General features: G+C 63.7%; 31 protein-coding genes and 1 tRNA gene. 29 read left to right on the top strand and 3 right to left on the bottom strand.

Annotation, left to right across the window (positions count from 1 at the left end; genetic code table 11):
- Positions 1–51 precede the first annotated feature (51 nt).
- From CupriaWKF_RS15710 to CupriaWKF_RS15605, 22 genes are all read left to right on the top strand, one after another.
- Positions 52–681, top strand: a complete 630-nt coding sequence (locus CupriaWKF_RS15710; protein WP_276098752.1) for an ABC transporter substrate-binding protein — start codon at positions 52–54, stop codon at positions 679–681.
- Positions 682–820: 139 nt separating this feature from the next.
- Positions 821–1,105, top strand: a complete 285-nt coding sequence (locus tag CupriaWKF_RS15705; protein WP_276098751.1) for an STAS domain-containing protein — start codon at positions 821–823, stop codon at positions 1,103–1,105.
- Between the two features lie 236 nt (positions 1,106–1,341).
- The gene (locus tag CupriaWKF_RS15700) at positions 1,342–2,292 is read left to right on the top strand and encodes an ABC transporter ATP-binding protein (RefSeq protein ID WP_276098750.1); all 951 of its coding nucleotides are present in this window, start codon (positions 1,342–1,344) and stop codon (positions 2,290–2,292) included.
- Positions 2,289–3,110, top strand: coding sequence for an ABC transporter permease (locus tag CupriaWKF_RS15695; protein ID WP_276098749.1), 822 nt, complete (start codon positions 2,289–2,291; stop codon positions 3,108–3,110). Before CupriaWKF_RS15700 ends, CupriaWKF_RS15695 begins: the two co-directional genes overlap by 4 nt.
- Before the next feature lie 33 nt (positions 3,111–3,143).
- The gene (locus CupriaWKF_RS15690) at positions 3,144–3,392 is read left to right on the top strand and encodes a BolA family protein (protein WP_211955740.1); all 249 of its coding nucleotides are present in this window, start codon (positions 3,144–3,146) and stop codon (positions 3,390–3,392) included.
- A gap of 107 nt (positions 3,393–3,499) precedes the next feature.
- A complete protein-coding gene (gene murA / locus CupriaWKF_RS15685; RefSeq protein ID WP_276098748.1) occupies positions 3,500–4,750 on the top strand; it encodes a UDP-N-acetylglucosamine 1-carboxyvinyltransferase in 1,251 nt (416 codons plus the stop codon).
- Positions 4,751–4,758: 8 nt separating this feature from the next.
- Positions 4,759–5,433, top strand: a complete 675-nt coding sequence (gene hisG / locus CupriaWKF_RS15680) for an ATP phosphoribosyltransferase (RefSeq protein ID WP_276098747.1) — start codon at positions 4,759–4,761, stop codon at positions 5,431–5,433.
- A gap of 28 nt (positions 5,434–5,461) precedes the next feature.
- Positions 5,462–6,799, top strand: a complete 1,338-nt coding sequence (hisD, locus tag CupriaWKF_RS15675) for a histidinol dehydrogenase (RefSeq protein ID WP_276098746.1) — start codon at positions 5,462–5,464, stop codon at positions 6,797–6,799.
- A gap of 47 nt (positions 6,800–6,846) precedes the next feature.
- On the top strand, positions 6,847–7,947 hold the full coding sequence (gene hisC / locus CupriaWKF_RS15670) for a histidinol-phosphate transaminase (RefSeq protein ID WP_276098745.1): 1,101 nt from the start codon (positions 6,847–6,849) through the stop codon (positions 7,945–7,947).
- Between the two features lie 4 nt (positions 7,948–7,951).
- On the top strand, positions 7,952–8,539 hold the full coding sequence (gene hisB, locus CupriaWKF_RS15665) for an imidazoleglycerol-phosphate dehydratase HisB (RefSeq protein WP_276098744.1): 588 nt from the start codon (positions 7,952–7,954) through the stop codon (positions 8,537–8,539).
- A gap of 102 nt (positions 8,540–8,641) precedes the next feature.
- Positions 8,642–9,265 carry a YchE family NAAT transporter gene (locus CupriaWKF_RS15660; protein WP_276098743.1) on the top strand — a complete coding sequence of 208 codons (624 nt, stop codon included), beginning with the start codon at positions 8,642–8,644 and terminating at the stop codon, positions 9,263–9,265.
- Complete coding sequence (gene hisH, locus CupriaWKF_RS15655; RefSeq protein WP_276098742.1) at positions 9,262–9,915, top strand: imidazole glycerol phosphate synthase subunit HisH; 654 nt, start codon at positions 9,262–9,264, stop codon at positions 9,913–9,915. Before CupriaWKF_RS15660 ends, hisH begins: the two co-directional genes overlap by 4 nt.
- A 115-nt stretch (positions 9,916–10,030) precedes the next feature.
- Positions 10,031–10,777 (top strand): 1-(5-phosphoribosyl)-5-[(5-phosphoribosylamino)methylideneamino]imidazole-4-carboxamide isomerase, encoded by a 747-nt coding sequence (gene hisA / locus CupriaWKF_RS15650; protein WP_276098741.1) that lies wholly within the window; start codon positions 10,031–10,033, stop codon positions 10,775–10,777.
- Between the two features lie 68 nt (positions 10,778–10,845).
- A complete protein-coding gene (gene hisF, locus CupriaWKF_RS15645) occupies positions 10,846–11,616 on the top strand; it encodes an imidazole glycerol phosphate synthase subunit HisF (protein ID WP_276098740.1) in 771 nt (256 codons plus the stop codon).
- Positions 11,617–11,618: 2 nt separating this feature from the next.
- A complete protein-coding gene (gene hisI / locus CupriaWKF_RS15640) occupies positions 11,619–12,026 on the top strand; it encodes a phosphoribosyl-AMP cyclohydrolase (RefSeq protein WP_276098739.1) in 408 nt (135 codons plus the stop codon).
- Entirely contained in the window at positions 12,023–12,400 is a 378-nt protein-coding gene (locus CupriaWKF_RS15635) for a phosphoribosyl-ATP diphosphatase (protein ID WP_276098738.1), read from the top strand. The genes hisI and CupriaWKF_RS15635 overlap by 4 nt, the downstream gene beginning before the upstream one ends.
- A 44-nt stretch (positions 12,401–12,444) precedes the next feature.
- The gene (locus CupriaWKF_RS15630; RefSeq protein ID WP_276098737.1) at positions 12,445–12,834 is read left to right on the top strand and encodes a hypothetical protein; all 390 of its coding nucleotides are present in this window, start codon (positions 12,445–12,447) and stop codon (positions 12,832–12,834) included.
- A 53-nt stretch (positions 12,835–12,887) separates the two neighbouring features.
- Positions 12,888–13,244: a histidine triad nucleotide-binding protein gene (locus tag CupriaWKF_RS15625; RefSeq protein WP_276098736.1), complete on the top strand. Its 357-nt coding sequence runs from the start codon at positions 12,888–12,890 to the stop codon at positions 13,242–13,244.
- 145 nt (positions 13,245–13,389) lie between these two features.
- Positions 13,390–13,614 carry a Sec-independent protein translocase subunit TatA gene (gene tatA / locus CupriaWKF_RS15620; RefSeq protein WP_224081447.1) on the top strand — a complete coding sequence of 75 codons (225 nt, stop codon included), beginning with the start codon at positions 13,390–13,392 and terminating at the stop codon, positions 13,612–13,614.
- Positions 13,615–13,713: 99 nt separating this feature from the next.
- A complete protein-coding gene (tatB, locus tag CupriaWKF_RS15615; RefSeq protein ID WP_276098735.1) occupies positions 13,714–14,220 on the top strand; it encodes a Sec-independent protein translocase protein TatB in 507 nt (168 codons plus the stop codon).
- 110 nt (positions 14,221–14,330) lie between these two features.
- Positions 14,331–15,119 carry a twin-arginine translocase subunit TatC gene (gene tatC / locus CupriaWKF_RS15610; protein ID WP_276098734.1) on the top strand — a complete coding sequence of 263 codons (789 nt, stop codon included), beginning with the start codon at positions 14,331–14,333 and terminating at the stop codon, positions 15,117–15,119.
- Positions 15,120–15,348: 229 nt separating this feature from the next.
- Entirely contained in the window at positions 15,349–16,491 is a 1,143-nt protein-coding gene (locus CupriaWKF_RS15605; RefSeq protein ID WP_276098733.1) for a porin, read from the top strand.
- 408 nt (positions 16,492–16,899) lie between these two features.
- Here the strand turns inward: CupriaWKF_RS15605 and CupriaWKF_RS15600 are convergent, their stop codons facing one another.
- On the bottom strand, positions 16,900–18,093 hold the full coding sequence (locus tag CupriaWKF_RS15600; RefSeq protein ID WP_276098732.1) for a Do family serine endopeptidase: 1,194 nt from the start codon (positions 18,091–18,093) through the stop codon (positions 16,900–16,902).
- A gap of 19 nt (positions 18,094–18,112) precedes the next feature.
- Between CupriaWKF_RS15600 and CupriaWKF_RS15595 the strand changes: the two genes are divergently transcribed.
- Positions 18,113–18,859 (top strand): Nif3-like dinuclear metal center hexameric protein, encoded by a 747-nt coding sequence (locus tag CupriaWKF_RS15595; RefSeq protein ID WP_276100833.1) that lies wholly within the window; start codon positions 18,113–18,115, stop codon positions 18,857–18,859.
- A 64-nt stretch (positions 18,860–18,923) separates the two neighbouring features.
- Here CupriaWKF_RS15595 and mscL read toward each other — a convergent pair whose 3' ends face one another.
- The gene (gene mscL, locus CupriaWKF_RS15590) at positions 18,924–19,361 is read right to left on the bottom strand and encodes a large conductance mechanosensitive channel protein MscL (RefSeq protein ID WP_276100832.1); all 438 of its coding nucleotides are present in this window, start codon (positions 19,359–19,361) and stop codon (positions 18,924–18,926) included.
- Between the two features lie 215 nt (positions 19,362–19,576).
- On the opposite strand from mscL, the gene petA reads away from it, so the two are divergent.
- The 6 genes from petA to CupriaWKF_RS15560 all read left to right on the top strand — a co-directional run bounded on the left by petA (position 19,577) and on the right by CupriaWKF_RS15560 (position 23,882).
- Positions 19,577–20,194 carry a ubiquinol-cytochrome c reductase iron-sulfur subunit gene (gene petA, locus CupriaWKF_RS15585; RefSeq protein ID WP_276098731.1) on the top strand — a complete coding sequence of 206 codons (618 nt, stop codon included), beginning with the start codon at positions 19,577–19,579 and terminating at the stop codon, positions 20,192–20,194.
- A gap of 2 nt (positions 20,195–20,196) precedes the next feature.
- The gene (locus CupriaWKF_RS15580; protein WP_276098730.1) at positions 20,197–21,600 is read left to right on the top strand and encodes a cytochrome bc complex cytochrome b subunit; all 1,404 of its coding nucleotides are present in this window, start codon (positions 20,197–20,199) and stop codon (positions 21,598–21,600) included.
- Positions 21,601–21,638: 38 nt separating this feature from the next.
- Positions 21,639–22,382, top strand: a complete 744-nt coding sequence (locus tag CupriaWKF_RS15575; RefSeq protein WP_276098729.1) for a cytochrome c1 — start codon at positions 21,639–21,641, stop codon at positions 22,380–22,382.
- 208 nt (positions 22,383–22,590) lie between these two features.
- The gene (locus CupriaWKF_RS15570; RefSeq protein ID WP_008643086.1) at positions 22,591–23,202 is read left to right on the top strand and encodes a glutathione S-transferase N-terminal domain-containing protein; all 612 of its coding nucleotides are present in this window, start codon (positions 22,591–22,593) and stop codon (positions 23,200–23,202) included.
- Between the two features lie 54 nt (positions 23,203–23,256).
- Positions 23,257–23,745 carry a ClpXP protease specificity-enhancing factor gene (locus tag CupriaWKF_RS15565; protein ID WP_276098728.1) on the top strand — a complete coding sequence of 163 codons (489 nt, stop codon included), beginning with the start codon at positions 23,257–23,259 and terminating at the stop codon, positions 23,743–23,745.
- Between the two features lie 61 nt (positions 23,746–23,806).
- Positions 23,807–23,882 (top strand) — tRNA-Thr (locus CupriaWKF_RS15560).
- Positions 23,883–23,996: 114 nt separating this feature from the next.
- Here CupriaWKF_RS15560 and CupriaWKF_RS15555 read toward each other — a convergent pair.
- The gene (locus tag CupriaWKF_RS15555; protein WP_276098727.1) at positions 23,997–24,989 is read right to left on the bottom strand and encodes a tripartite tricarboxylate transporter substrate binding protein; all 993 of its coding nucleotides are present in this window, start codon (positions 24,987–24,989) and stop codon (positions 23,997–23,999) included.
- Positions 24,990–24,996: the final 7 nt, after the last annotated feature.

The raw sequence follows: 24,996 nt of genomic DNA, 5'->3' as shown, positions 1-24,996 counted from the left end.
CCCCGGCCGGCTCCAGGGGCGGTGAATGAACCTGACCAAGAAGGAAAATCCATGATCAAGCGACTGTTGCTCCCCTTCCTCGCTGTAGCCGCCTTTGCCGGCGCCGCCCATGCGCAGGTTTCGGCGCAAGACGCAGCCAGCCCTGAAACGCTGGTCAAGGCCGTCGTCGGCGACGTGATGACCAGCGTCAAGAGCGACAAGGACATGCAGGCCGGCAATATCGCCAAGATCTCCGCGCTGGTCGAGCAGAAGATCCTGCCGAACGCGAATTTCCAGAAGACCACGCAGATCGCCATGGGCCGCAACTGGTCGAAGGCCACCCCCGAGCAGCAGAAGGTCATCACCGACGAGTTCAAGACGCTGCTGATCCGTACCTACGCCGGCGCCATTGCGCAGATCCGCGACCAGACCGTGCAGTACAAGCCGTATCGCGGTTCGCCGGAGGACACCGACGCGACCATCCGCACCCAGGTGATCAACAAGGGCGAGCCGATCCAGCTCGATTACCGCCTCGAGAAGACCGCGCAGGGCTGGAAGGTCTATGACATCAACGTGCTGGGCGCATGGCTGACCGAAGCCTACAAGGGCAGCTTCAACACCATCGTCGGCCAGCAGGGCGTGGATGGCGTGATCAAGACGCTGCAGGACCGCAACCGCCAGCTGGCAAACGCCAAGAGCTGACGCGCTGCGCAAATTGGCGCTGCATTGCAGCACGCGGCGCCAAACTGCCCTACAATGGCCCCACACACGCAAACTCCCGCCTCCAGGCGGGAGCTTGTGTTTTCCGGAACCCCCTGGCTTCGCCGATCTGACTTCCCCGATGCTCTCGCTTGGCACCTCGCTGACCAACCAGAACGCCGCCGTTGTGCTGCGTGATGGGCTGTCGCGCGTTGCACAAGGCGAAACACAGGTGGACTGCGCCGCGCTGGAACAGGTGGATTCATCCGCCGTTGCCGTTCTGCTGGCCTGGCAGCGCGCCGCCGTCGCCCGCCAGGGCAAGCTGGCCCTGAGCGGCGTGCCTTCGCAGTTGGCCGAACTGGCTTCGCTGTATGGCGTCGACGGCCTGCTCGGCCTGACGCCGCAAGCGGCTTCGCATCGACATTGAACCGGCATCCCTGACCGCGTGCCCGGTTGCGGTCATCCGGATGCCCCGGCCACTGCCCGAGGCGGTGGCCGCGTCCCAAGCGGGAGTTTGCCCGCATCCCCTATAATTCCGGGTTGTTCGCCCGTTCCCCCGCAGCACTTCGGGCCGGTTCAGGGTTGCCCGGGCACCAGTTGGTCCAAGTTGGTCCCCATTTCCAGACGGCCGGTCCCAGTCGGGCCAGCTCCAGACATTCGGCCATGAAAGCCATCGAACTCACCGACGTTCGCAAGCGCTACAGCAACCTGCAGGCGCTCAAGGGCGTCAGCTTCACCGTCGAGCGCGGCGAATTCTTCGGTCTGCTCGGTCCCAACGGTGCCGGCAAGACCACGCTGATCTCCATCCTGGCGGGCCTGAACCGCGCGGATTCCGGCCGCGTCAGTGTGCTCGGGCACGATGTCGTGTCCGACTACCGGATGGCGCGGCGTATGCTCGGCGTGGTGCCGCAGGAACTCGTGTTCGATCCCTTCTTCACCGTGCGCGAGACGCTGCGGCTGCAGTCGGGCTACTTCGGCCTGACGCGCAATGACGACTGGATCGACGAGATCATGGCCAACCTGGATCTCACCAACAAGGCCGATGCCAACATGCGCCAGCTGTCCGGCGGCATGAAGCGGCGCGTGCTGGTGGCGCAGGCGCTGGTGCACCGTCCGCCGGTGATCGTCTTGGACGAACCCACCGCCGGCGTGGACGTGGAGTTGCGCCAGACCCTGTGGAAGTTCATTTCGCGGCTGAACCGGGAAGGGCACACCATCATCCTGACCACGCACTACCTGGAAGAAGCCGAAGCGCTGTGCGACCGCATCGCCATGCTGAAATTTGGCGAGGTCGTGGCGCTGGACCGCACCAGCAACCTGCTGACGCAGTTCGCAGGCCTGCAACTGGTGCTGACGTTCGCGCGCGGCAAGCTGCCCGTGGCGCTGGAGCCGCTGCGCATGCCCGCCAATCCGGGCGAGCGCGCGGTGCGCCTGCGCCTGTCGGGCTACCCGGCCGTGGAGCCCATCCTGGCTGCCTGCCGCGAGGCGGGCTGTGACATCGAAGACATGGAAATCAACAAGGCCGATCTCGAAGACGTGTTCGTCCAGATCATGCGCCGCGAGGGCCACATGCCCGGCGCCTTGCCCGACCAGGACATGGAGGCCGCGGCATGAAGCAGCCTGGCGATATCGAAGTGCTGGACACCACGCGGCTTGCGCCGATGGCCGTGGGCGGGCTGGTCGGTTTCCGGACCCTGCTTTACAAGGAAGTGCTGCGCTTCTGGAAGGTCAGTTTCCAGACCGTGGCCGCGCCGGTGCTGACGGCCGTGCTGTACCTGCTGATCTTCGGCCACGTGCTGGAAGACCGCGTCAAGGTCTATGACCAGATCAGCTATACCGCATTCCTGGTACCGGGCCTGGTGATGATGAGCGTGCTGCAGAACGCCTTCGCCAACAGTTCGTCGTCGCTGATCCAGTCCAAGATCACCGGCAACCTGGTATTCGTGCTGCTGCCCCCGCTGTCGCACTGGGAGATGTTCGGCGCCTACGTGGTGGCTTCGGTGATCCGCGGCCTGACGGTTGGCCTCGGGGTGCTGCTGGTGACCGCGTGGTTCGCTAACCTGCACTTCTCCAGCGTGGGCTGGATCCTGGTGTTCGCGCTGCTCGGTGCCGGCATCCTGGGGACGCTCGGGCTGATCGCCGGTATCTGGGCCGAGAAATTCGACCAGCTGGCCGCCTTCCAGAACTTCCTGATCATGCCCGCGACATTCCTGTCGGGGGTGTTCTACTCCATCCATTCGCTGCCCGCCTTCTGGCAGGCGGTGTCCCATGCCAACCCGTTCTTCTACATGATCGACGGCTTCCGCTATGGCTTCTTCGGCGTCTCGGACGTGTCGCCGATGTTCAGCCTGGCGGTGGTCGGCGCGGCCTTCGTGCTGCTCGCGACGCTGGCGCTGCGCCTGCTGAAGTCGGGTTACAAGCTGCGTCACTGAACACGCGGCCATCCACACAGAAGAGAAGAAATCATGCTGCCTACTCCGGAACAAGTCAGGGATTACATTGCCCAAGGGTTGCCCTGCGAACACCTGGAAGTCGAGGGTGACGGCCAGCACTTCTTTGCCACCATCGTCAGCGCCGAGTTCGACGGCAAGCGGCTGATCCAGCGTCACCAGCGCGTGTACGCCGCGCTCGGCGACCGCATGCGTGCCGAGATCCATGCGCTGTCGATGAAGACCCTCACGCCGGCCGAGTGGCAGGCGGGCGCCGGCAAATAAGCGGCCGGGCCGGCAGTTTCACCGATTCGAGCTGCGTGCCGGTGCGTGCGGCTCCCGCGATAACGACGCCGGGCGTGCTTACCCCGTCCGGCTGCAACTGACAGAACATGGACAAATTCCAGATCCAGGGCAATGGCCCGCTCAAAGGCGAGATCCGTGTTTCCGGCGCCAAGAACGCCGCGCTGCCGATCCTCTGCGCCGGCTTGCTGACGGCGGACACCGTCACCATCGACAACGTGCCGAACCTGCAGGACACGCGCACCATGCTCAAGCTGCTGCGGCAGATGGGCATGCATGCCGAGATGACGGGCGCCACCGCCACGCTGAAGGGCACCGACATCAATTCGCCCGAAGCGCCGTATGAGCTGGTGAAGACCATGCGCGCGTCGATCCTGGTGCTCGGCCCGCTGGTCGCGCGCTTCGGCGAGGCGCGCGTCTCGCTGCCCGGCGGATGCGGCATCGGCGCGCGTCCGGTGGACCAGCACATCAAGGGCCTGCAGGCCATGGGGGCCGAGATCGCGATCGAGCACGGCTTCATCCATGCCCGCGCCAGCCGCTTGAAGGGCGCGCGCGTGGTGACGGACATGATCACCGTGACCGGCACGGAAAACCTGCTGATGGCCGCGACCCTCGCCGAAGGCGAGACGGTGCTGGAAAACGCCGCGCGCGAGCCCGAGGTGACCGATCTCGCGAACCTGCTCGTCAAGATGGGCGCGAAGATCGACGGCATCGGCACCGACCGGCTGGTCGTGCAGGGCGTCGACAAGCTGCATGGCGCGCGGCACTCGGTCGTCGCCGACCGCATCGAGGCCGGCACCTTCCTGTGCGCGGCCGCGGCCACGCTGGGCGACCTGGTCCTGCGCGACATTCCGCCGCTGATCCTGGACGCCGTGCTGATCAAGCTGCGCGAGGCCGGCGCCAACGTGGAAACCGGCGATGACTGGATCCGCCTGTCGATGCCGCGCCGTGCCCAGGCCGTGAGCTTCCGCACCTCGGAATACCCGGCTTTCCCGACCGACATGCAGGCGCAGTTCATGGCGCTGAACGCCGTGGCCGAGGGCACCGCGCGCATTACCGAGACGATCTTCGAAAACCGCTTCATGCACGTGCAGGAGCTGAACCGCCTGGGTGCCAATATCACGGCGGAAGGCAACACGGCCGTGGTGACCGGCGTGCCGCGCCTGTCCGGCGCCAACGTGATGGCGACCGACCTGCGCGCCTCGGCGAGCCTGGTGATTGCCGGCCTGGTGGCCGACGGCGACACCGTGATCGACCGCATCTATCACCTGGACCGCGGCTACGACCGCATGGAAGACAAGCTGTCGGCAGTTGGCGCCAAGATCCGCCGCATTGCCTGAGGAATCCGATGAGCCCCGCTTTCAACGCTTCGCCCAGCCAGCTCACCCTGGCGCTCTCCAAGGGCCGTATCTTCAAGGAAACACTGCCGCTGCTCGAGGCCGCCGGCATCCGTGTCACCGAGGATCCGGAGACTTCGCGCAAGCTGATCCTGCCGACTTCCGATCCGGCCGTGCGCGTGATCATCGTGCGCGCGTCCGACGTGCCCACCTACGTGCAATACGGTGCGGCCGACTTCGGCGTAGCCGGCAAGGACGTGCTGATGGAGCACGGCATGACCGGCCTGTACGCGCCGATCGACCTGAACATCGCGCGCTGCCGCATGTCGGTGGCGGTGCCGGCCGGGTTTGACTACGCCAACGCCGTGCGCCAGGGCGCGCGTCTTGCGGTGGCCACCAAGTATGTGCAGACCGCGCGCGAGCATTTTGCGAAGAAGGGCGTTCACGTCGACCTGATCAAGCTGTACGGTTCGATGGAACTGGGCCCGCTGGTCGGCTTGTCGGACGCCATCGTCGACCTGGTCAGCACTGGCGGCACGCTGCGCGCCAACAACCTGGTGGAAGTCGAAGAGATCGTGCAGATTTCGTCGCGCCTGGTCGTGAACCAGGCTGCGCTGAAGCTCAAGCGCGAACGCCTGACGCCGATTCTCGACGCGTTCGAGAAGGCATCGGCGGCGCTGGCCTGAGGCCGGCGCCCCAGAAAGGAATGGAGTCATGAACGCAACCGAAATGGAAAACGTGTCGATTCGCCAGCTCGACTCCGCCGAGCCGGGCTTTGCCCAGGCGCTGCGCGAGGTGCTGGCCTTCGAGGCCGCCGAGGATGAGGCCATCGACCGCGCCGTGGCGCAGATCCTGGCCGACGTGAAGGATCGCGGCGACGTCGCGGTGCTCGAGTACACGCAGCGGTTCGACCGCGTCGAGGCCGCGTCGATGGGCGCGCTGGAAGTCTCGCAAAGCGAACTCGAAGCTGCGCTCGAAGACCTGGAGCCCAAGCGCCGCGCCGCGCTGGAAGCGGCTGCCGCGCGCGTGCGCGCCTATCACGAGAAGCAGAAGATCGAATGCGGCAGCCACAGCTGGGAGTACACCGAGGCCGACGGCACCATGCTGGGCCAGAAGGTGACGCCGCTGGACCGCGTGGGCATCTACGTGCCGGGCGGCAAGGCCGCGTATCCGTCGTCCGTGCTGATGAACGCGATTCCGGCGCGCGTGGCCGGCGTCAAGGAAATCATCATGGTCGTGCCCACGCCGGGCGGCGTGCGCAATGAGCTGGTGCTGGCCGCCGCGCAGATCGCGGGTGTGGACCGGGTGTTCACCATCGGCGGCGCGCAGGCGGTCGGCGCGCTGGCCTACGGCACGGCGACGCTGCCGCAGGTCGACAAGATCGTCGGACCGGGCAATGCGTATGTGGCCGCCGCCAAGCGCCGCGTCTTCGGCACGGTCGGCATCGACATGATCGCGGGCCCCTCGGAAATCCTGGTGATCTGCGACGGCACGACCGACCCGGACTGGGTGGCGATGGACCTGTTCTCGCAGGCCGAGCACGACGAACTCGCGCAATCGATCCTGCTGTGCCCGGACGCGGACTACATCGCGCAGGTGGAAGCCAGCATCCAGCGCCAGCTCGACAGCATGCCGCGCCGCGAAGTGATTGCGGCGTCGATCTCGGGCCGTGGCGCGCTGGTCAAGGTGCGCGACATGGATGAGGCCTGCGAGATCGCCAACGCGATTGCGCCGGAGCACCTGGAAATCTCGGCCGAGAATCCGCGCCAGTGGAGCGAGAAGATCCGCCACGCTGGCGCCATCTTCCTGGGCCGCTATACCAGCGAATCGCTTGGCGACTACTGCGCCGGCCCCAACCACGTGTTGCCGACCTCGCGCACGGCGCGCTTCTCGTCGCCGCTGGGCGTGTACGACTTCCAGAAGCGCTCGAGCCTGATCGAAGTGAGCGAGGGCGGGGCGCAGATGCTGGGCCAGATTGCCGCCGAGCTGGCGTATGGCGAAGGCCTGCAGGCCCACGCCCGCAGCGCCGAGTATCGTTTCAAGCGTAGTTGAATCCCATTGCAGCCGCGTTGGTGCGGCTGCGCAAACAAGGAGCATCCATGTCAGTCGTAGACCCTTCCCTGATCGAGCGAATCATCCGTGACGACGTGCGCGCCATGGGCGCCTACCACGTGCCGGATTCGCATGGTCTGGTGAAGCTCGACGCCATGGAGAACCCGTACCGCCTGCCGCCCGACCTGCGCGCCGAACTGGCCGCGCGGCTCGGCGAGGTGGCGCTGAACCGCTACCCGGTGCCCAGCAGCGAGGCGCTGCGCGCGAAGCTGAAGGACGTCATGCAGGTGCCGGCCGGCATGGATGTGCTGCTCGGCAACGGTTCGGATGAAATCATCAGCATGCTGGCGCTGGCCGCGGCCCGGCCCGGTGCGAAGGTGATGGCGCCCGTGCCCGGCTTCGTGATGTACGCGATGTCGGCCCAGTTCGCCGGCCTGCAGTTCGTGGGCGTGCCGCTGCGCGCGGACTTCACGCTGGACCGCGAAGCCATGCTGGCCGCCATGGCCGAACACCAGCCCGCCATCATCTACCTGGCCTATCCCAACAATCCGACCGGCAACCTGTTCGATGCCGCCGATATGGAGGCCATCGTCCGTGCCGCGCAGGGGGCGGTATGCCGCAGCCTGGTGGTCGTGGACGAGGCCTACCAGCCGTTCGCGCAGGAAAGCTGGATGCCGCGCCTGACGGAGTTCGGCAACCTGCTGGTCATGCGCACGGTGTCCAAGCTGGGCCTGGCCGGTATCCGCCTGGGCTATGTGGCCGGCGCACCACAGTGGCTGGAGCAGCTCGACAAGGTGCGCCCGCCGTACAACGTCAATGTACTGACCGAGGCGACGGCGCTGTTCGCGCTCGAGCACGTCGCCGTGCTCGATGAGCAGGCGGCGCAGCTGCGCGCCGAACGCGCGCGCGTGGCGCAGGGCATGGCTGCCCACGCCGGCGTGACCGTGTTCCCCAGCGCGGCCAATTTCCTGCTGGCACGCGTGCCGGATGCCGCACAGACGTTCGATCGACTCCTTGCCCGCAAGGTGCTGATCAAGAACGTGAGTAAAATGCACCCATTGCTGGCCAACTGTTTGCGCGTCACGGTCAGCACTCCCGAAGAAAACGCGCAGTTCCTAGAGGCATTCGCAGCGTCGCTGCAGGATTAACACCATGCGTGTTGCAGAGGTCACCCGCAATACATCGGAAACGCAAATCCGCGTTTCCCTGAACCTTGACGGCACCGGCCGCCAGAAACTGGCGTCCGGCGTGCCGTTCCTCGACCACATGCTCGACCAGATTGCCCGCCACGGCATGTTCGACCTGGAAGTCGAGGCTACCGGCGATACGCATATCGACGACCACCACACCGTGGAGGACGTCGGCATCACCCTCGGCCAGGCGGTCGCCAAGGCTATCGGTGACAAGAAGGGCATTACCCGCTACGGCCACAGCTATGTGCCGCTGGACGAGTGCCTGTCGCGCGTCGTGATCGATTTTTCCGGCCGCCCGGGCCTGGAATTCCATGTGCCGTTCACCCGTGCGCGCGTGGGCAGCTTCGACGTCGACCTCACCATCGAGTTCTTCCGTGGCTTCGTCAACCATGCGGGCGTGACCCTGCATGTCGACAATCTGCGGGGCATCAATGCCCACCACCAGTGCGAGACCGTGTTCAAGGCCTTTGGCCGGGCGCTGCGCATGGCGGTGGAGCTGGACCCACGTTCGGCGAATACCATTCCATCGACCAAGGGCACGCTCTGAGCAGCTGCCGAACCGAAGGCGTGCCGGCTGGTTGCGGCGCCCGCTGACCGAACTTCGCGAAACTGGGCCGGGGCACTGGCCACCCGCAACCGATCGCAACCGATGGATACGCTCAAGTCGTTCATCTCGCTGCTGGCGCTGATCAACCCGATCGGCGCCATTCCGTTCTTCATCAGCCTGACCGGCCAGCAGTCGGAAGGGGAAAAACTGCGTACCATCAAGATCGCGTCGGTCTCGGTGGCGATTGTGGTGGCGGTATCGGCGCTGCTGGGCCAGCAGATCATCGAGTTCTTCAATATCTCGGTGGCGTCACTGCAGGTGGGCGGCGGGCTCATCATGATCATGATGGCCATGAACATGCTGAACGCCCAGACCAGCCGGACCAAGGCCACGCCGGAAGAAGAGGACGAGGCCGAGGCCAGGTCCAGCATCGCGGTGGTGCCGCTGGCGCTGCCGCTGCTGACCGGCCCGGGTTCGATCAGCACCGTGATCGTCTATGCGGGCAAGACGCAGCACTGGTACCAGTTGCTGATCCTGGTCGGCATTGGCGTGGTGCTGGGTGCGGTGGTGTACGCGGTGTTCCGCGCGGCGGATCCGATCGCCCGGGTGGTGGGGCGTACCGGCATCAATATCGGCACGCGGCTGATGGGGCTGATCCTGTCGGCGCTGGCCGTTGAATTCATTGTGGACGGGCTGAAGACATTATTGCCTGTTTTGAAATCATGACTACCATAGCAATTGTGGATTACGGCATGGGCAACCTGCGCTCGGTGGCGCAGGCCTTGCGTGCCGCGGCGCCGGAAGCGGACGTGCGCGTGGTGGATGTCCCTGAAGGCATCCGCAGCGCTGACCGCGTGGTGTTGCCGGGGCAGGGCGCCATGCCTGACTGCATGTCGGCGCTGGGCGCTTCGGGGCTGCAGGAAGCGGTGATCGAGGCGGCGGCCAGCAAGCCGATGTTCGGTGTGTGCGTTGGCGAACAGATGCTGTTTGAACATAGCCGCGAAGCCAGGCCCGGCACCGACAAGACGCCTTGCCTGGGGCTGATGCCCGGCGAGGTTATCCGCTTCGAGCTGGACGGGATGACCCAGCCGGATGGTTCCCGCTTCAAGGTGCCGCAGATGGGCTGGAACCGCGTCAGGCAGTGCCGACCCCATCCGCTGTGGGATGGCGTCCCGGACGAAAGCTGGTTTTACTTCGTGCACAGCTATTTCGTGCGCGCGCAGGACCCGGCCCATATTGCCGGCGAAACGGAATATGGGAGTGTGTTTACCAGCGCGGTAGCACGCGATAATATTTTTGCCACGCAGTTCCACCCTGAAAAAAGCGCCGCCATGGGGCTGCAGCTTTACCGGAACTTCGTGCACTGGAATCCCTGAAGATCCGATCCGAGCCAGTCAACGCTATCCAGGAATGCTTGCCTATTGACCCGGACTTTCCGGCTGTTGGCCAGTCTGGCTCTATCTCACTCACTCAACCACGCTCGTCACGATTATGTTGCTCATTCCGGCCATCGACCTGAAGGACGGTCAGTGTGTACGCCTCAAGCAAGGCGACATGGACCAGGCCACCGTCTTTTCCGAAGATCCCGCCGCCATGGCACGTCACTGGGTCAATCAGGGTGCGCGCCGCCTGCACCTGGTCGATCTCAACGGCGCATTTGTCGGCAAGCCCCGCAATGAAGCCGCCATCAGGGCCATCATCGCCGAAGTCGGCGACGAGATCCCGGTGCAGCTCGGCGGTGGCATCCGCGATCTGAATACCATCGAGCGATGGCTGGACGATGGCCTGTCGTACGTCATCATCGGCACCGCCGCGGTGAAGAACCCTGGCTTCCTGAAGGACGCCTGCTCGGCCTTCGGCGGCCACATCATCGTCGGCCTCGACGCCAAGGACGGCAAGGTCGCCACTGACGGCTGGAGCAAGCTGACCGGCCACGAAGTGGCGGATCTTGCCCGCAAGTACGAAGACTATGGCGTGGAAGCCATTATCTATACCGACATCGGCCGTGACGGCATGCTGCAGGGAATCAATATCGACGCTACCGTGAAGCTGGCGCAGTCGATGTCGATCCCGGTGATCGCCAGCGGCGGGCTGTCCAACCTGACCGATATCGACAACCTGTGCGCCGTGGAGAACGACGGCGTGGAAGGCGTCATCTGCGGCCGTGCCATCTATTCCGGCGATCTCAATTTTGCCGACGCGCAGGCGCGCGCGGACAAGCTGAGCACCGGGGAATAAGCCAATGCGCCCTGCGGGGCGCCGCCGCCGCCGGGCCATGACCGGGTCCGCGGCGGACAAGGAATCTCATGCTAGCCAAACGTATCATCCCCTGCCTCGATGTGACGAACGGGCGGGTGGTCAAGGGCGTCAACTTCGTCGAGCTGCGCGATGCGGGCGACCCCGTGGAAATCGCGCGCCGCTATGACGAGCAGGGCGCCGATGAAATCACTTTCCTTGACATCACCGCGACCAGCGACGGGCGCGACCTGATCCTCCATATCATCGAGGCGGTGGCTTCGCAGGTCTTTATCCCGCTTACCGTTGGCGGCGGCGTGCGCGCCGTGGAAGACGTGCGGCGCCTGCTCAACGCCGGGGCCGACAAGATCAGCGTCAATTCGTCGGCCATCGCCAATCCGCAACTGGTGTCGGATGCGACCGGCAAGTACGGCTCGCAGTGCATTGTGGTGGCCATCGACGCCAAGCGCAGCTCGGCGCCGGGTGAGCCGCCGCGCTGGGAAGTCTTCACGCACGGCGGGCGCAAGGCCACGGGGCTGGATGCGGTGGCGTGGGCGAAGGAAATGGCCGCGCGCGGCGCCGGCGAGATCCTGCTGACCAGCATGGACCGCGACGGCACCAAGAGCGGCTTCGACCTGGAGCTGACGCGCGCCGTGAGCGACGCGGTGCCGGTTCCCGTGATTGCCTCGGGCGGAGTCGGCAGCCTGCAGGACCTGGCCGACGGCATCCGGCTCGGGCACGCCGATGCGGTGCTGGCCGCCAGCATCTTCCACTACGGCCAGCATACGGTTGGCGAGGCAAAGGCATTCATGGCCCGCGAGGGCATCCCCGTGCGGATCTGATCATGGCAAAGAAATGGCTCAACAAGGTCAAGTGGGACGATAACGGCCTGGTGCCGGTGATCGTCCAGGAAGTCGGCACCAATGACGTGCTGATGTTCGCGTTCATGAACCGCGATGCGCTGCAGAAGACGGCTGAACTCGGCGAGGCCGTGTTCTGGTCGCGCTCGCGCAAGCGCTTGTGGCACAAGGGCGAGGAGTCCGGCCACGTGCAGAAGGTGCACGAGATGCGCCTGGACTGCGACGAGGACGTGGTGCTGCTGAAGGTCACGCAGGTCGACAACATTGCCTGCCATACCGGCCGGCATTCGTGCTTTTTCCAGAAGTTCGAAGGCGATGCCGAGACCGGCGACTGGCAGACCGTCGAGCCGGTGCTCAAGGATCCTTCCCAAATCTACAACGCAAAGTCATGACCGAATCCCACTCCGCCGGTGCCGATGTACTGGCACGCCTCGCCGCGGTGCTGGAATCGCGCAAGCCGGAAAACGGCGGTGACCCCGAGAAATCGTACGTCGCGCGGCTGTTCCGCAAGGGCGACGATGCCATCCTCAAGAAGATCGGCGAGGAAGCCACCGAGACCGTGATGGCTGCCAAGGACGCGCGCGCGGCCGGCAAGTCCGGCGCCGACGCGGACAAAGTCGTCTACGAAGTGGCGGACCTGTGGTTCCATACCATGGTGCTGCTGGCCAACTTCGGCCTGGGGCCGGCGGATGTCGTCAACGAGCTGGCGCGCCGGGAAGGGCTGTCCGGCCTTGAGGAAAAAGCCAGTCGCAAGGAACAGGGCTGACGGCTGGCGCCAATCCGCCGGCGACTGGAATCGGGAGGGCGAGCATGGCGAACGACTACACGGGGCAGGTCACCATCAGCGACAGCGAACGGCTCGGCAGCCTGCGCAAGCTGATGCACATCCTTTATGCGCTGTATGCCATCTTCTGGCTGACCGGCGGCGTGACGGCGCTGATTGCCATCATCGTCGACTACGTCAAGCGCGACGATGCGCGCGGCACGCTGTATGCATCGCACTTCGCGTGGCAAATCCGCTCGTTCTGGTGGTCGGTGGCCTGGGCGGTGCTTGGCGGGGTGTTTTTCGTCAGCGTGGTGCTGATTCCGCTGGCCTTCGCGGTGTGGGCGGTACTGTCCCTGTGGATGCTGTATCGTATCGTCAAGGGCTGGCTCTACCTTAATGACAGCAAGCCGATGTATGCGGAGCAGGGCATTTAGCGCTCAGGTATGCCGCGGCGCTGGTGTGCGCCCGACATCGCAACGAAAACTTCATGAATTCCCTGGATAATTGCATCTTCTGCAAGATTGTGGCCGGCCAGATTCCGTCGCGGAAAGTTTATGAAGACGATGACATCATGGCCTTCCACGATATCCACCCCAAGGCCCCGGTACACTTCCTGCTGATTCCCAAGTCACATATCGACTCGCTGGCGGAGTGTGGTCCGGCCGAAGGAGAGGTGCTTGCTAGAATGATGCTGAAGGTGCCCCAACTGGCGCGCGCGGCAGGGTGCGGCAACGGCTTTCGGACGGTGATCAATACCGGACCGGATGGCGGCCAGGAGGTCTACCACCTGCACGTACATGTGCTTGGTGGGCCCCGCAACCAGTGGAAGGTGCCACTGCCCTGAGCGGGCAGACGAAGCATGAGGAGCCGGACCGCGTGCGCGGGCCGGACGCTGCGCCGGCAACCGTCGCCCGGCGCAGCCAAATTCGGACGGAACAACGGGTCCGGGCGGCAACAGGTAACGCCCGCGGCTTCATCAGGAGCAAGAAATGGGTTCGTTTAGCATCTGGCATTGGCTGATCGTTCTGGTGATCGTCATGCTCGTTTTCGGTACCAAGAAGCTGCGCAATATCGGCCAGGACCTGGGCGGTGCGGTCAAGGGCTTCAAGGACGGCATGAAGGAAGGCACCGACGACAAGCCGGCGCAGGCCAAGGAACTGCGTGATTCCACCACGATCGACGTGGACGCCAAGGAAAAGAGCCGCCAGCAATAAACCTGGCATCGCCGCTTTTTCATTTTTCGCCCCGTCTCCGCACTCAGTGGTTGCACGCCCGATGATTCTTGCCCCGGCAGTAATCCGCCTGACGCCCGCATGATCGACCTTGGCATTTCGAAGCTGGCGCTGATCGGCGCCGTGGCGCTGATCGTGATCGGCCCCGAACGCCTGCCACGCGTGGCGCGCACCGTGGGCGCGCTGGTCGGGCGCGCGCAGCGCTATATCAATGACGTCAAGGCTGAAGTCAGCCGCGAGGTGGAGCTCGAGGAACTGCGCAAGATGCGCACGGAATTCGAGGATGCCGCGCGCGACGTGGAGCGCACGATCCACAAGGAGGTCAGCGAGCAGACGCAGGCGCTGAACGAAGCGCTGGGCGGTATCGACGGGTCTGCCCAAGCGGGCAGTGACGCTTCGAACTTCTCGCCGACCTGGGACTCGGCTCACAAGTCGCACAACGGCCGCAAGAGCTGGAGGGTCAAGCAGGGGGCGCGCCCGCTCTGGTTCAAGCGACAGCACAACGTCCGCGTCTGGGTCCAGTCCGGCGCTGCGCGCGTCAAACGACACCGTCCGGCTGCCGGGCGGGCCCGATCCTTCTTCGAATGAGCCTGGCCGCGCGGCAGCACGCTTGCTGCCCGCGCCATCGGCAATGCCTGCCGCGCAAGCGGTATCACCGAAATCCAAATGCCAGCCGCCACGGCTGAGCGGTCCACGCCATGAGCGACAACCGGTCCAACGATCCCCAAGACGAATCGCAGCAGGAAACCTTCATTTCCCACCTGGTCGAGCTGCGTGAACGCCTGGTCAAGGCGGTGGCCGGCATCATCCTCGTCTTCGTGGGACTGGTGTACTGGGCTCCGGTCATCTTCAACCTGTTCGCGCGCCCGCTGATGGAGTCGCTGCCCAAGGGCGGCAAGATGATCGTGACCGATGTCACCGGCTCCTTCTTCGTGCCGATGAAGGTCACGCTGCTGGTCGCCTTCCTGATCGCCTTGCCGTGGGTGCTGTACCAGATCTGGCAATTTGTCGCGCCGGGCCTGTACCAGCACGAGAAGCGGCTGATCCTGCCGCTCGTCAGCAGCAGCTACGTGCTGTTCCTGTGCGGCGTGGCGTTTGCGTACTTCCTGGTCTTCCCGACCGTCTTCCACTTCATGGCGCACTACAACGCTCCGCTCGGTGCGGACATGTCGACGGATATCGACAAGTATCTGAGCTTTGCCATGACCATGTTCCTCGCGTTCGGCATCACCTTCGAGGTGCCGGTGGTCGTGATCGTATTGGTTCGCTTTGGCGTCGTGGAGCTTGAAAAGCTCAAGCAAGTCCGTCCCTATGTGATCGTCGGTGCCTTCATCATTGCGGCCGTCGTTACGCCGCCGGATGTGCTTTCCCAGCTGCTTCTCGCCGTTCCCTTGATCGCGCTATACGAACTTGGGCTGCTTATGGCGCGCTTTGTAGGGCGGCCCGAAGCCGACACGGATGCGGCGGGAGAAACGCAGGCCGATTGAGTCTGCAGGACAGCGAAAGCGGTAATTTCGCACCAAAATGGGGAATTCGTTCCCCATTTCTGTTGTTCGATCACAACAAAAAGCAACCGTATACGCGGTTTACGCCGAAAAAGCCTTCTGACGGCCGGGGACGCTGGCCCATAATACGCAGCAGACGTGAAAGTTAATGCGTCGCCCAAGCACTTGGGCAACCAAGATTTCCCAATCAGTTGACAAGGAAAGTGTCGATATGAAGATGAAACTGTTTGCTGCTGCCGTCGCCGCCCTGGCTGCTGGTGGCGCGTATGCCCAGTCGAGCGTAACCCTGTACGGTGTTGTTGACGCTGGTATCGAATATCAGAACAACCAGCCCGCTAACCTGTCCCAAGGCGTGGGCTCCGGCCACAGCGTGACCCGTCTGATCTCGGGCGGCCAGTCGGGCAGCCGTTGGGGCCTGCGTGGCGTGGAAGACCTGGGCGGCGGCCTGAAGGGTCTGTTCGTGCTGGAAAGCGGTTTCACCGTTGACGACGGCAAGATGGGCAACGACAGCCGTCTGTTCGGTCGCCAGGCCTACGTCGGTGTCGGCAGCCAGTACGGCCAGCTGACTCTGGGTCGTCACCAGACCCCGTTCTATGACTTCGGTCTGCAGTTCGACCCGATGGCCATTTCGTCGAACTACTCGATCACCGCTCAGGATGGCGCTTTCGCGGGCCGTGCCGACAACTCGATCAAGTACATCGGTACCTTCGGTGGCCTGACCGCAAACGCGCTGTACAGCTTCGGCTCGAACACCGGCGGCGCTGCTGGCGTCTTCCAGGGTAACCAGGGTGAAGTTCCGGGCACGTGGAAAATTGGCCGCGAGTACAGCCTGGGCCTGACCTACGCTGGTGGTCCGTTCTCCGTGGGCGCCGTCTATGACGAAACCAACCTGGGCTTCACCGCCAATCCGGACGCCGTGGTTCGCCGCGCTTCGCTGGCTGGTACGTACGCCTTCGGTCCGGCCAAGCTGTTCGCCGGCTATCGTTGGGCCAAGGGTGTTGACCTGGGCACGATCCCGTTCCTGGGCCTGAGCGCACAAGCTCTGACTGGTGCCAAGGCTTCGTCGAACCTGTACTGGCTGGGTGCTGGTTACCAAGTGACGCCGGCATTCTCGCTGACGGGCGCCGCCTACTACCAAGACTTCCGCGGCAACAAGGCTGATCCGTGGCTGTTCGTTGCCACGGCTGACTACGCTCTGTCGAAGCGCACCGACGCTTACCTGAGCCTGGCCTACGCCTACAACCGCAACAACTCGAATCTGGGTGTTAGCGGCTTCGGCAAGACCAACGTTGACGCGACCGGCAAGGGTGACAGCCAGTTCGGCGCTACCGTCGGTATCCGCCACAAGTTCTAATCTGACGCGGGCCTAGGCCCGCTGTAGATTGACTTGAAAAACGCCGGCATCTGAAAGGATGCCGGCGTTTTGTTTTGTCGTCCGCGCGCCAGTGACGGCAGTCGTGGGTGGCACGGCCAGGGTGCGAACGACACGTCCGATTTGCACGCGGGTACTGGGGGACGGTGCCAGACGTCGCGCGGGGTGGATGCTTCGCGCAAGCTGCGGTATATCGGGCGCCTGGACAATAGGTGTGAGCGTTTCCATAGATACGGCGCCAGCCGTCTGGTTGCCTGTCCAAGCGGGCGATGGGGAAGGCCGAGGCGAAGAGGGGATCATCCTGCAACGCCGGCGAAGCGCCAGGCAACAAAAAACCCCGCCGTTCAAGGGGCGGGGTTCCGGGGGAGCAATCAGCATGCAGTGACGCTGCTATTCCTCTTCATCTAACGGCAGCGCACGCCGCGGAGGCGGAGGCCGCTTGCCGATGGTCACTGTCAGCTCGGTCGGCTTGCCGCGCCGAATCACCTTCATTTTGGCGTCCGCGCCGGGCTTAAGCTGGGCGATCGCGTTAAGCAGCGCCGTGGTATCCGTGATGGACTGGCCATCGACGGACGTCAGCACGTCGCCGGGCTTCACGCCTGCCTTGTCGGCCGGGCCGCCTTGCACCACGGCCGCGATCAGTGCGCCTTCCTTGGCCTCCAGCCCGAACGATTCAGCGATCTCCGGCGTCATGTCCTGCGGCTCCACGCCGATCCAGCCGCGTGTCACGCTGCCGGTCGAAATGATCGATTCCATCACCTGCTTGGCCGTCGATACCGGAATCGCGAAGCCGATGCCGAGCGACCCGCCCGAGCGCGAATAGATCGCCGTGTTGATGCCCAGCAGGTTGCCCTGCGCGTCGACAAGCGCGCCGCCGGAATTGCCGGGGTTGATGGCGGCATCCGTCTGGATGAAGTTCTCGAACGTATTGATCCCCAGGTGGCTGCGGCCCAGCGCCGAGACGATACCCATCGTCACGGTCTGGCCGACGCCGAATGGGTTGCCGATCGCCAGCACCACGTCGCCGACCTTGACGTTCTCCAGCCGGCCCAGCGTGATGGCCGGCAGTTCCTTCAGCGAGATCTTCAGTACCGCCAGGTCGGTCTCGGGGTCCGAGCCCACCACCTTGGCGTTGGCTTTGCGGCCGTCGGTCAGCGCCACCTCGATTTCATCGGCGCCGTCGACCACGTGGTGGTTGGTTAGAATGTAACCCTCGGCACTGACAATGACGCCCGATCCCAGGCTGGACACCGGCTCCTGGCGCTCCGGCAGGCGGTCGCCGAAGAAGAAGCGGAACCACGGATCCTCGGCCTGCGGGTGGGGCGAGCGCCGGGTGCCGTTCTTGCTGGTAAAAATATTCACCACGGCAGGCATCGCCAGCCGCGCAGCTTCGCTATAAGACCCTTCCGCGGCAGCGCCGGTCACATTGGGCACGACTTCCTTCAGCGCCACGATAGGCGACCCTGACTGCACCGCGACACGCCCCCTCTGAAGCCACTCGGGCTTGAGCGTGGCGACGACGAACCAGACTGCCAGCACGACGGTGACAGCCTGCGCAAAGAACAGCCAAAAGCGCCGCAACATATTGGAGTTTGAGCAAAAAATGAAGACTAAAGAGCTGGAATTGTACTTGAACGACCTATTGGAGGTTTCCCGCTACAAGGACTATTGTCCCAATGGTCTGCAAGTGCAAGGCAACGCCGAAGTCACACACCTCGTGACGGGAGTGACGGCCAGCCTCGCTCTGGTCGAGGCGGCCGTCGAAGCCGGCGCGCAGGCCATCCTGGTGCACCACGGTTACTTCTGGAAAAACGAGGATGCGCGCGTGGTTGGCCAGAAGCATGCACGCCTCAAACGGCTGCTGGCGGCAGACGTCAACCTGTTCGCCTATCACCTGCCGCTCGATAACCATCCGGAATTCGGCAACAACGCCCAGCTTGCACTGCAGCTAGGCTTCACCCCGACGGGCCGCTTCAGCGACGATCAGCTCGGCTGGACCGGCACGCTGCCTGCGCCGATGCCGCTGCAGGCATTCGCCGCGCACGTGGGCGGCGTGCTCGGTCGTGAGCCGCTCGCAATCGGCGACCCCGACCAGATGATCCGCACGGTAGGGTGGTGCACCGGCGGTGCGCAAGGCTATTTCGATGCTGCCGTCGCAGCGGGCGTCGATGCCTATCTGAGCGGCGAAGTTTCCGAGCAGACCACGCACCTCGCACGCGAAAGTGGCGTGGCCTATCTCGCGGCCGGGCACCATGCCACCGAGCGCTACGGCATTCGCTCGCTCGGCGAGCATGTGGCGCAGCGCTTCGGCCTGCACCACACCTTCATCGACATTCCCAATCCTGTTTGACGCGTATCAATAAAAACGGCCCCCACTGGGGCCGTTGTCTTGTCAGAATCCTGAACTTGCCGAATCAAGGCTGGCGGGCTTTCAGGCTGTCGCGGATTTCACGCAGCAGGGCGATATCCTCGGGCGTCGGCGGCGGTTCCGCCGGGGCTGCCGGCGCTTCCGCGCGCATCTTATTGAATGCCCGCACCATCAGGAAAATGATGAAGGCCAGAATCACGAAGTTGACCACAATGGTCAGGAAATTGCCGTAAGCAAACACCGGCACGCCCGCTTTCTTCAATGCGTCCAGCGTCATCGTCGTGCCTGCCGGTGGCTCCGCCAGCGTAATGAACATATTGGAAAAATCCAGCTTGCCAACGATTCGCCCGATCACCGGCATGATCAGGTCATTGACGACCGAATCCACGATTTTCCCGAATGCAGCACCAATGATCACACCGACCGCAAGGTCGATCACGTTGCCGCGCATTGCGAAGGTCTTGAACTCCGACATCATGCTCATGGGGCTTTCTCCTTCTTGTTTGCTAGCAATGAACGCCTTCAAGGCCAGAAGCCTGCCGCATCAATGCGCGGAAATCAAGTTTGCACACGGCTATCAGCGCGTTCGACCGATAATCGTACATTCCCATCGGGTTTTTCGCCTATCTCGCGCGGAGGTGCCTCATGTACAATTTATGGTTGACGCAAAATCTAAATTGACTTCCCCTGGGGTTTGGAATGAGTGACCAGCAAGACGTGAAGAGCGTGGATAAAGGTCGCCGCAATTGGTTGATCGCGACATCCGTCGCTGGCGGCGTCGGAGGCGTGGCAGTAGCGGTTCCTTTCGTCAGTACCTTTGCACCATCCGAGAAGGCCAAGGCGGCCGGCGCGCCAGTGGAAGCCGATATCGGCGCCCTCAAGCCCGGCGAGATGATGACGGTCGAATGGCGCGGCAAGCCGGTCTGGATCCTGCGCCGCACCGACGAGATGCTGGCCTCGCTCAAGAAGACCGACGGCGAAGTCGCCGACCCCAACTCCGACGTTCCCTTCACCATGAAGACGCCGGAGTACTGCAAGAACGAAACCCGCTCCCGCGCGGAACACAAGGACCTCCTGGTCGTCGTGGGCATTTGCTCCCACCTTGGCTGCTCGCCTTCGGGCCCCTTCGTTGCCGGCTCCAATCCCCAGCTCGGCACTGATCCCGGTTTTCTCTGCCCCTGCCACGGCTCCACCTTCGACCTGGCTGGCCGCGTCTTCAAGAACAAACCGGCCCCACAGAATCTCGATGTTCCCCCATACCAGTTCCTGACCGACACCAAGATCGTGATCGGCAAGGATGAAAAAGGAGAAGCTTGATCATGGCGGCCGATAAGCAAGTCAAGACAACCGGTCTGCTGGGCTGGATCGACGCCCGCTTCCCCGCCACGCAACTGTGGGAAGACCATCTCTCCAAGTACTACGCGCCGAAGAACTTCAACTTCTGGTATTTCTTCGGCTCGCTGGCGCTGCTGGTGCTGGTGATCCAGATCGTCACCGGCATCTTCCTGGTGATGAACTACAAGCCGGACGGTACACTCAACGCCGCCGGCATTCCCGTCGCCTTCGCCAGCGTGGAATACATCATGCGCGAAGTGCCGTGGGGCTGGCTGATCCGCTACATGCACTCCACCGGCGCTTCGGCGTTCTTCGTGGTGGTGTACCTGCATATGTTCCGCGGGCTGCTGTACGGCTCGTACCGCAAGCCGCGCGAGCTGGTCTGGATCTTTGGCTGCCTGATCTTCCTGTGCCTGATGGCCGAAGCCTTCATGGGCTACCTGCTGCCTTGGGGCCAGATGTCGTACTGGGGCGCCCAGGTGATCGTGAACCTGTTCTCGGCCATCCCCGTGATCGGCCAGGACTTGTCGCTGTTCATCCGCGGCGACTACGTGGTGAGCGATGCCACGCTGAACCGCTTCTTCTCGTTCCACGTCATTGCCGTGCCGCTGGTGCTGCTGGCGCTGGTGGTCGCGCACATCATCGCGCTGCACGAAGTGGGCTCCAACAACCCGGACGGCGTCGAGATCAAGGCCAAGAAGGACGCGAACGGCGTGCCCCTCGATGGCATCCCGTTCCACCCCTACTACTCGGTGCACGACACGCTGGGTGTTGCCGGCTTCCTGGTGATCTTCTCGGCCGTGATCTTCTTCTTCCCGGAAGTGGGCGGCTATTTCCTGGAAGCCAACAACTTCTTCCCGGCTGACCCGCTCAAGACCCCGCCGCACATCGCGCCGGTGTGGTACTTCACGCCGTTCTACTCGATGCTGCGCGCCACCACGTCGAACTTCCTGCCGATCCTGTGGGTGTTCTTCGCACTGGTGCTGGGCATGCTGTTCGTGCGCAGCAAGAGCGCGGGCATCAAGGCCGCATCCGTGGCCATCGCCGTGATCCTGGCAGTGGGCTTCTACTTCATCGACGCCAAGTTCTGGGGCGTGCTGGTGATGGGTGGCTCGGTGATCGTGCTGTTCTTCATGCCGTGGCTCGACTGCTCGCCGGTCAAGTCCATCCGCTATCGTCCCGCTTTCCACAAGACGATCCTGATCGTCTTCGTGGTGGTGTTCCTGGTCCTCGGCTACCTCGGCGTGCAACCGCCGTCGCCGGTGGGCGAGAAGGTGTCGCAGCTCGGCACGCTGCTGTATTTCGCCTTCTTCCTGACCATGCCGCTGTGGAGCCGCGCCGGCGAGTTCAAGCCGGTGCCGGAGCGCGTCACGTTCCATCCGCACTGAGCGAACGCGCGAACCCGACAAGAGGACAAGGACACACGATGAAAAAGCTGCTTTCCATCATTGCGCTGGCAGGCGCCTGCTTTGCCGCCGCGCCCGTCATGGCCAGCGAAGGGGGCTATCCCCTGGAGCCGGCACCGGTGAACACCGCCGACCTGTCGTCGCTGCAGCGTGGCGCCAAGCTGTTCGTCAACTACTGCCTGAACTGCCACGGCGCATCGATGATGCGCTACAACCGGCTCAAGGACATCGGCCTGACCGATGACCAGATCCGCGACAACCTGCTGTTCACGGCGGACAAGGTGGGCGAGACCATGACCATCGCCATGCAGCCGAAGGAAGCCAAGGCCTTCTTCGGCGCGCAACCGCCGGACCTGTCGGTCATCGCCCGCGCCCGCGGCGACGACTGGCTCTACACCTACCTGCGCACCTTCTACCGCGACGACGGCCGCGCCACCGGCTGGAACAACCTGGTGTTCCCGAGCGTCGGCATGCCGCACGTACTGTGGGAGCTGCAGGGCCAGCGCGCCGCCAAGTTCTCCGAAGTGGAGGAGCATGGCGAGAAGGTCCACAAGTTCGCCGGTTTCGAGCAACTGAGCCCGGGCAAGATGAGCAAGGTCGAGTACGACCAGGCCACCGCGGACCTGGTCGGCTTCCTGGACTGGATGGCCGAGCCCGCGCAGAACCACCGCAAGCGCCTGGGCGTCTGGGTGCTGCTGTTCCTGGGCATGTTCACCGTCTTCGCCTGGCGCCTGAACGCCGCCTTCTGGAAGGACGTGAAGTAAGGTCTCAGGCCGGCCCGGCATGAGCGCAGGGGCCAGAGCGGAAGTTGCAGTCGCAGCACCGCTCTGGCCCCTTTTCTATTGGAGCCGCCGTAAATGGTGCTCCAAAAGTGCCGCATTTATAACTTATTTGCAATTCGATGCCCGGTTTTGGCAGAATGTCTGACCCTACTGTCCGACCCAGCATCGGCTAAGCCCAAGGAATCCAACCATGATGGTGTTGTATTCGGGTACGACTTGCCCGTTTTCCCAACGTTGCCGCCTCGTCCTGTTCGAAAAAGGCATGGACTTCGAGATCCGCGACGTTGACCTGTTCAACAAGCCCGAAGACATTTCGGTCATGAACCCCTATGGCCAGGTGCCCATCCTGGTCGAGCGGGACCTCATCCTGTACGAGTCGAACATCATCAACGAGTACATCGACGAGCGCTTCCCGCACCCGCAGCTGATGCCGGCCGATCCGGTCCAGCGTGCGCGCGCGCGCCTGTTCCTGTTCAACTTCGAAAAGGAACTGTTCACCCACGTCTACGTGCTCGAGAACGAAAAGGGCAAGGCCGCGGAAAAGAATCACGAGCGTGCCCGTGCCGCGATCCGCGACCGCCTGACCCAGCTCGCGCCGATCTTCGTCAAGAACAAGTACATGCTCGGCGAAGAGTTCTCGATGCTCGACGTGGCCATCGCTCCGCTGCTGTGGCGCCTGGACCATTACGGCATCGAGCTGTCGAAGAATGCCGCGCCGCTGCTCAAGTACGCCGAGCGTATTTTCAGCCGTCCGGCCTATATCGAAGCGCTGACCCCGTCGGAAAAGGTCATGCGCCGCTAAGCCTGGCGGGCCCGATGCTTGCATCGGGCGTTGCCGGCGCCATGAAGAAGCACCATGCCTGAAACCTCCACCAAGCCTTACCTGATCCGCGCCATCTACGAATGGTGCACGGACAACGGCTTCACGCCGTATATCGCCGTCTTTGTCGACGCGAATACCAGCGTGCCGCGCGAATTCGTCAAGAACAACGAGATCGTGCTCAACGTGAGCTTTGACGCCACCAGCGGCCTGGATATGGGCAACGAGTGGATCACGTTCAGCGCGCGCTTTGGCGGCATCTCGCGCAAGATCGACGTGCCCGTGGAAAACGTGCTCGCCATCTACGCACGTGAAAACGGGCAGGGCATGGCATTCCCGGTCGAGCGCAGCGTGCCGGAAACCCAGGCCGCGACCGAACGCGAAAACAACCCGCCGCCCAAGCTGGCTCCGGTGGAGTCCGAAACCACCGTCAGCGCCGAGCCAGGCACTCCGGACGACGACGAAACCCCGCCGCCCGTGCCGCGCATCGGTGGCAAGAAGCCGTCGCTGAAGGTAGTGAAGTAAGTCATTCGCAATGCACCAAAGCGGACCGCAATGCAGTAGAATCGCGGTCTGCATCAGATATGCCGGCTTAGCTCATCAGGTAGAGCAGTTGATTTGTAATCATCAGGTGGCGGGTTCGAGTCCTGCAGCCGGCACCAATTAAAAAAAGGGGTTGCGCGTAAATCGCGCAACCCCTTTTTGTTTCTCTTGCGCCGCATGTCATACCGGGGGCCTCGGACGCGCGCGGTGCCGGCCGCTCGAGTATGCCGACTTCAATCCAGCGTCATGTGCGAGGCCCGAATGACCTCTCCCCAGCGGTCGCGCTCGCTGGCGACGAAGGCGGCGAATTTTTCCGGTGACTGGCCGCCGGGAATGCCGCCCATCTGCCGGATCTGCTCCTGCAGGTCGGGGTCACGCATGACAGCCGCGAGCTGCCGTTCCAGATCGGAGACGACACCCTGTGGTGTTTTCGCCGAGACGAAGATGCCGATCCAGGCCGTCGACAGGAAATTGTCGAACCCCGCCTGCTCCATGGTCGGAACCTCGGGGAGGCTCGGCATGCGCTGTCTGGCCGTCACGGCAAGCGCGCGCAGCTTGCCGGCGCGGATGTAGGGCAGCGCCTGCGTCAGGTTGTCAAACTGGAACGAAGTCTCCTCGGCCAGCAATGCCGTGGTGGCAGGCGTGGACCCCTTGTATGGCACGTGGATGGCATCGGTCCCCGTGCGAAGCTTGAAGAGTTCACCGACCAGGTGGCTGGTCTGCCCGATGCCCGCTGAACCAAACGACAGCTTGCCGGGTTGCTGCTTCAGTTGCGCAACCAGGTCCGCCACGCTCCTGACCGGCGAGCGGGCATTGACCACCAGCACATTGGGAAAGGCAATGATGTCCGTGACAGCCGTCAGATCGGACGGTTGGTACGTGAGTCGCTTGTAGGCGCTGTAGTTGATTGCCTGCGGGCCGACATTGCCCGCCAGGAGGGTATAGCCGTCAGCCGGGGCCCGCAGGGCGGCCTGCGTGCCGATGATGCCGCCGCTGCCCGGGCGATTGTCTACGACGACCGGCTGACCGACACGCGCGCTCAGCTTCTGTGCCAGCAGCCGGATCGGAATGTCGATGGTGCCGCCAGCTGCGCCTGGCACGACGATGGTGATGGGCCGCGCGGGCCAGGCCACCTGTGCATGCGTGATTGAGGGAAGTGCCAGTGCCATCAGGGTAAGGGCGGTTGCCATCACGACGGAACGTTTCGCCCGGTAGAACGCTTGCATACCTCTT

This window comes from Cupriavidus sp. WKF15 (assembly GCF_029278605.1).
Classification (GTDB): Bacteria; Pseudomonadota; Gammaproteobacteria; order Burkholderiales; family Burkholderiaceae; genus Cupriavidus.
Note: the sequence above shows the minus strand (reverse complement) of the source record. Positions and strands in the feature narration are given on the sequence as shown.

Bases quoted from the DNA above. Each gene is read 5' to 3' on its own strand.
- CupriaWKF_RS15710 (WP_276098752.1), top strand. From the start codon at position 52: ATGATCAAGCGACTGTTGCTCCCCTTCCTCGCTGTAGCCGCCTTTGCC.
- CupriaWKF_RS15705 (WP_276098751.1), top strand. From the start codon at position 821: ATGCTCTCGCTTGGCACCTCGCTGACCAACCAGAACGCCGCCGTTGTG.
- CupriaWKF_RS15700 (WP_276098750.1), top strand. From the start codon at position 1,342: ATGAAAGCCATCGAACTCACCGACGTTCGCAAGCGCTACAGCAACCTG.
- CupriaWKF_RS15695 (WP_276098749.1), top strand. From the start codon at position 2,289: ATGAAGCAGCCTGGCGATATCGAAGTGCTGGACACCACGCGGCTTGCG.
- CupriaWKF_RS15690 (WP_211955740.1), top strand. From the start codon at position 3,144: ATGCTGCCTACTCCGGAACAAGTCAGGGATTACATTGCCCAAGGGTTG.
- murA (WP_276098748.1), top strand. From the start codon at position 3,500: ATGGACAAATTCCAGATCCAGGGCAATGGCCCGCTCAAAGGCGAGATC.
- hisG (WP_276098747.1), top strand. From the start codon at position 4,759: ATGAGCCCCGCTTTCAACGCTTCGCCCAGCCAGCTCACCCTGGCGCTC.
- hisD (WP_276098746.1), top strand. From the start codon at position 5,462: ATGAACGCAACCGAAATGGAAAACGTGTCGATTCGCCAGCTCGACTCC.
- hisC (WP_276098745.1), top strand. From the start codon at position 6,847: ATGTCAGTCGTAGACCCTTCCCTGATCGAGCGAATCATCCGTGACGAC.
- hisB (WP_276098744.1), top strand. From the start codon at position 7,952: ATGCGTGTTGCAGAGGTCACCCGCAATACATCGGAAACGCAAATCCGC.
- CupriaWKF_RS15660 (WP_276098743.1), top strand. From the start codon at position 8,642: ATGGATACGCTCAAGTCGTTCATCTCGCTGCTGGCGCTGATCAACCCG.
- hisH (WP_276098742.1), top strand. From the start codon at position 9,262: ATGACTACCATAGCAATTGTGGATTACGGCATGGGCAACCTGCGCTCG.
- hisA (WP_276098741.1), top strand. From the start codon at position 10,031: ATGTTGCTCATTCCGGCCATCGACCTGAAGGACGGTCAGTGTGTACGC.
- hisF (WP_276098740.1), top strand. From the start codon at position 10,846: ATGCTAGCCAAACGTATCATCCCCTGCCTCGATGTGACGAACGGGCGG.
- hisI (WP_276098739.1), top strand. From the start codon at position 11,619: ATGGCAAAGAAATGGCTCAACAAGGTCAAGTGGGACGATAACGGCCTG.
- CupriaWKF_RS15635 (WP_276098738.1), top strand. From the start codon at position 12,023: ATGACCGAATCCCACTCCGCCGGTGCCGATGTACTGGCACGCCTCGCC.
- CupriaWKF_RS15630 (WP_276098737.1), top strand. From the start codon at position 12,445: ATGGCGAACGACTACACGGGGCAGGTCACCATCAGCGACAGCGAACGG.
- CupriaWKF_RS15625 (WP_276098736.1), top strand. From the start codon at position 12,888: ATGAATTCCCTGGATAATTGCATCTTCTGCAAGATTGTGGCCGGCCAG.
- tatA (WP_224081447.1), top strand. From the start codon at position 13,390: ATGGGTTCGTTTAGCATCTGGCATTGGCTGATCGTTCTGGTGATCGTC.
- tatB (WP_276098735.1), top strand. From the start codon at position 13,714: ATGATCGACCTTGGCATTTCGAAGCTGGCGCTGATCGGCGCCGTGGCG.
- tatC (WP_276098734.1), top strand. From the start codon at position 14,331: ATGAGCGACAACCGGTCCAACGATCCCCAAGACGAATCGCAGCAGGAA.
- CupriaWKF_RS15605 (WP_276098733.1), top strand. From the start codon at position 15,349: ATGAAGATGAAACTGTTTGCTGCTGCCGTCGCCGCCCTGGCTGCTGGT.
- CupriaWKF_RS15600 (WP_276098732.1), bottom strand. From the start codon at position 18,093: ATGTTGCGGCGCTTTTGGCTGTTCTTTGCGCAGGCTGTCACCGTCGTG.
- CupriaWKF_RS15595 (WP_276100833.1), top strand. From the start codon at position 18,113: ATGAAGACTAAAGAGCTGGAATTGTACTTGAACGACCTATTGGAGGTT.
- mscL (WP_276100832.1), bottom strand. From the start codon at position 19,361: ATGAGCATGATGTCGGAGTTCAAGACCTTCGCAATGCGCGGCAACGTG.
- petA (WP_276098731.1), top strand. From the start codon at position 19,577: ATGAGTGACCAGCAAGACGTGAAGAGCGTGGATAAAGGTCGCCGCAAT.
- CupriaWKF_RS15580 (WP_276098730.1), top strand. From the start codon at position 20,197: ATGGCGGCCGATAAGCAAGTCAAGACAACCGGTCTGCTGGGCTGGATC.
- CupriaWKF_RS15575 (WP_276098729.1), top strand. From the start codon at position 21,639: ATGAAAAAGCTGCTTTCCATCATTGCGCTGGCAGGCGCCTGCTTTGCC.
- CupriaWKF_RS15570 (WP_008643086.1), top strand. From the start codon at position 22,591: ATGATGGTGTTGTATTCGGGTACGACTTGCCCGTTTTCCCAACGTTGC.
- CupriaWKF_RS15565 (WP_276098728.1), top strand. From the start codon at position 23,257: ATGCCTGAAACCTCCACCAAGCCTTACCTGATCCGCGCCATCTACGAA.
- CupriaWKF_RS15555 (WP_276098727.1), bottom strand. From the start codon at position 24,989: ATGCAAGCGTTCTACCGGGCGAAACGTTCCGTCGTGATGGCAACCGCC.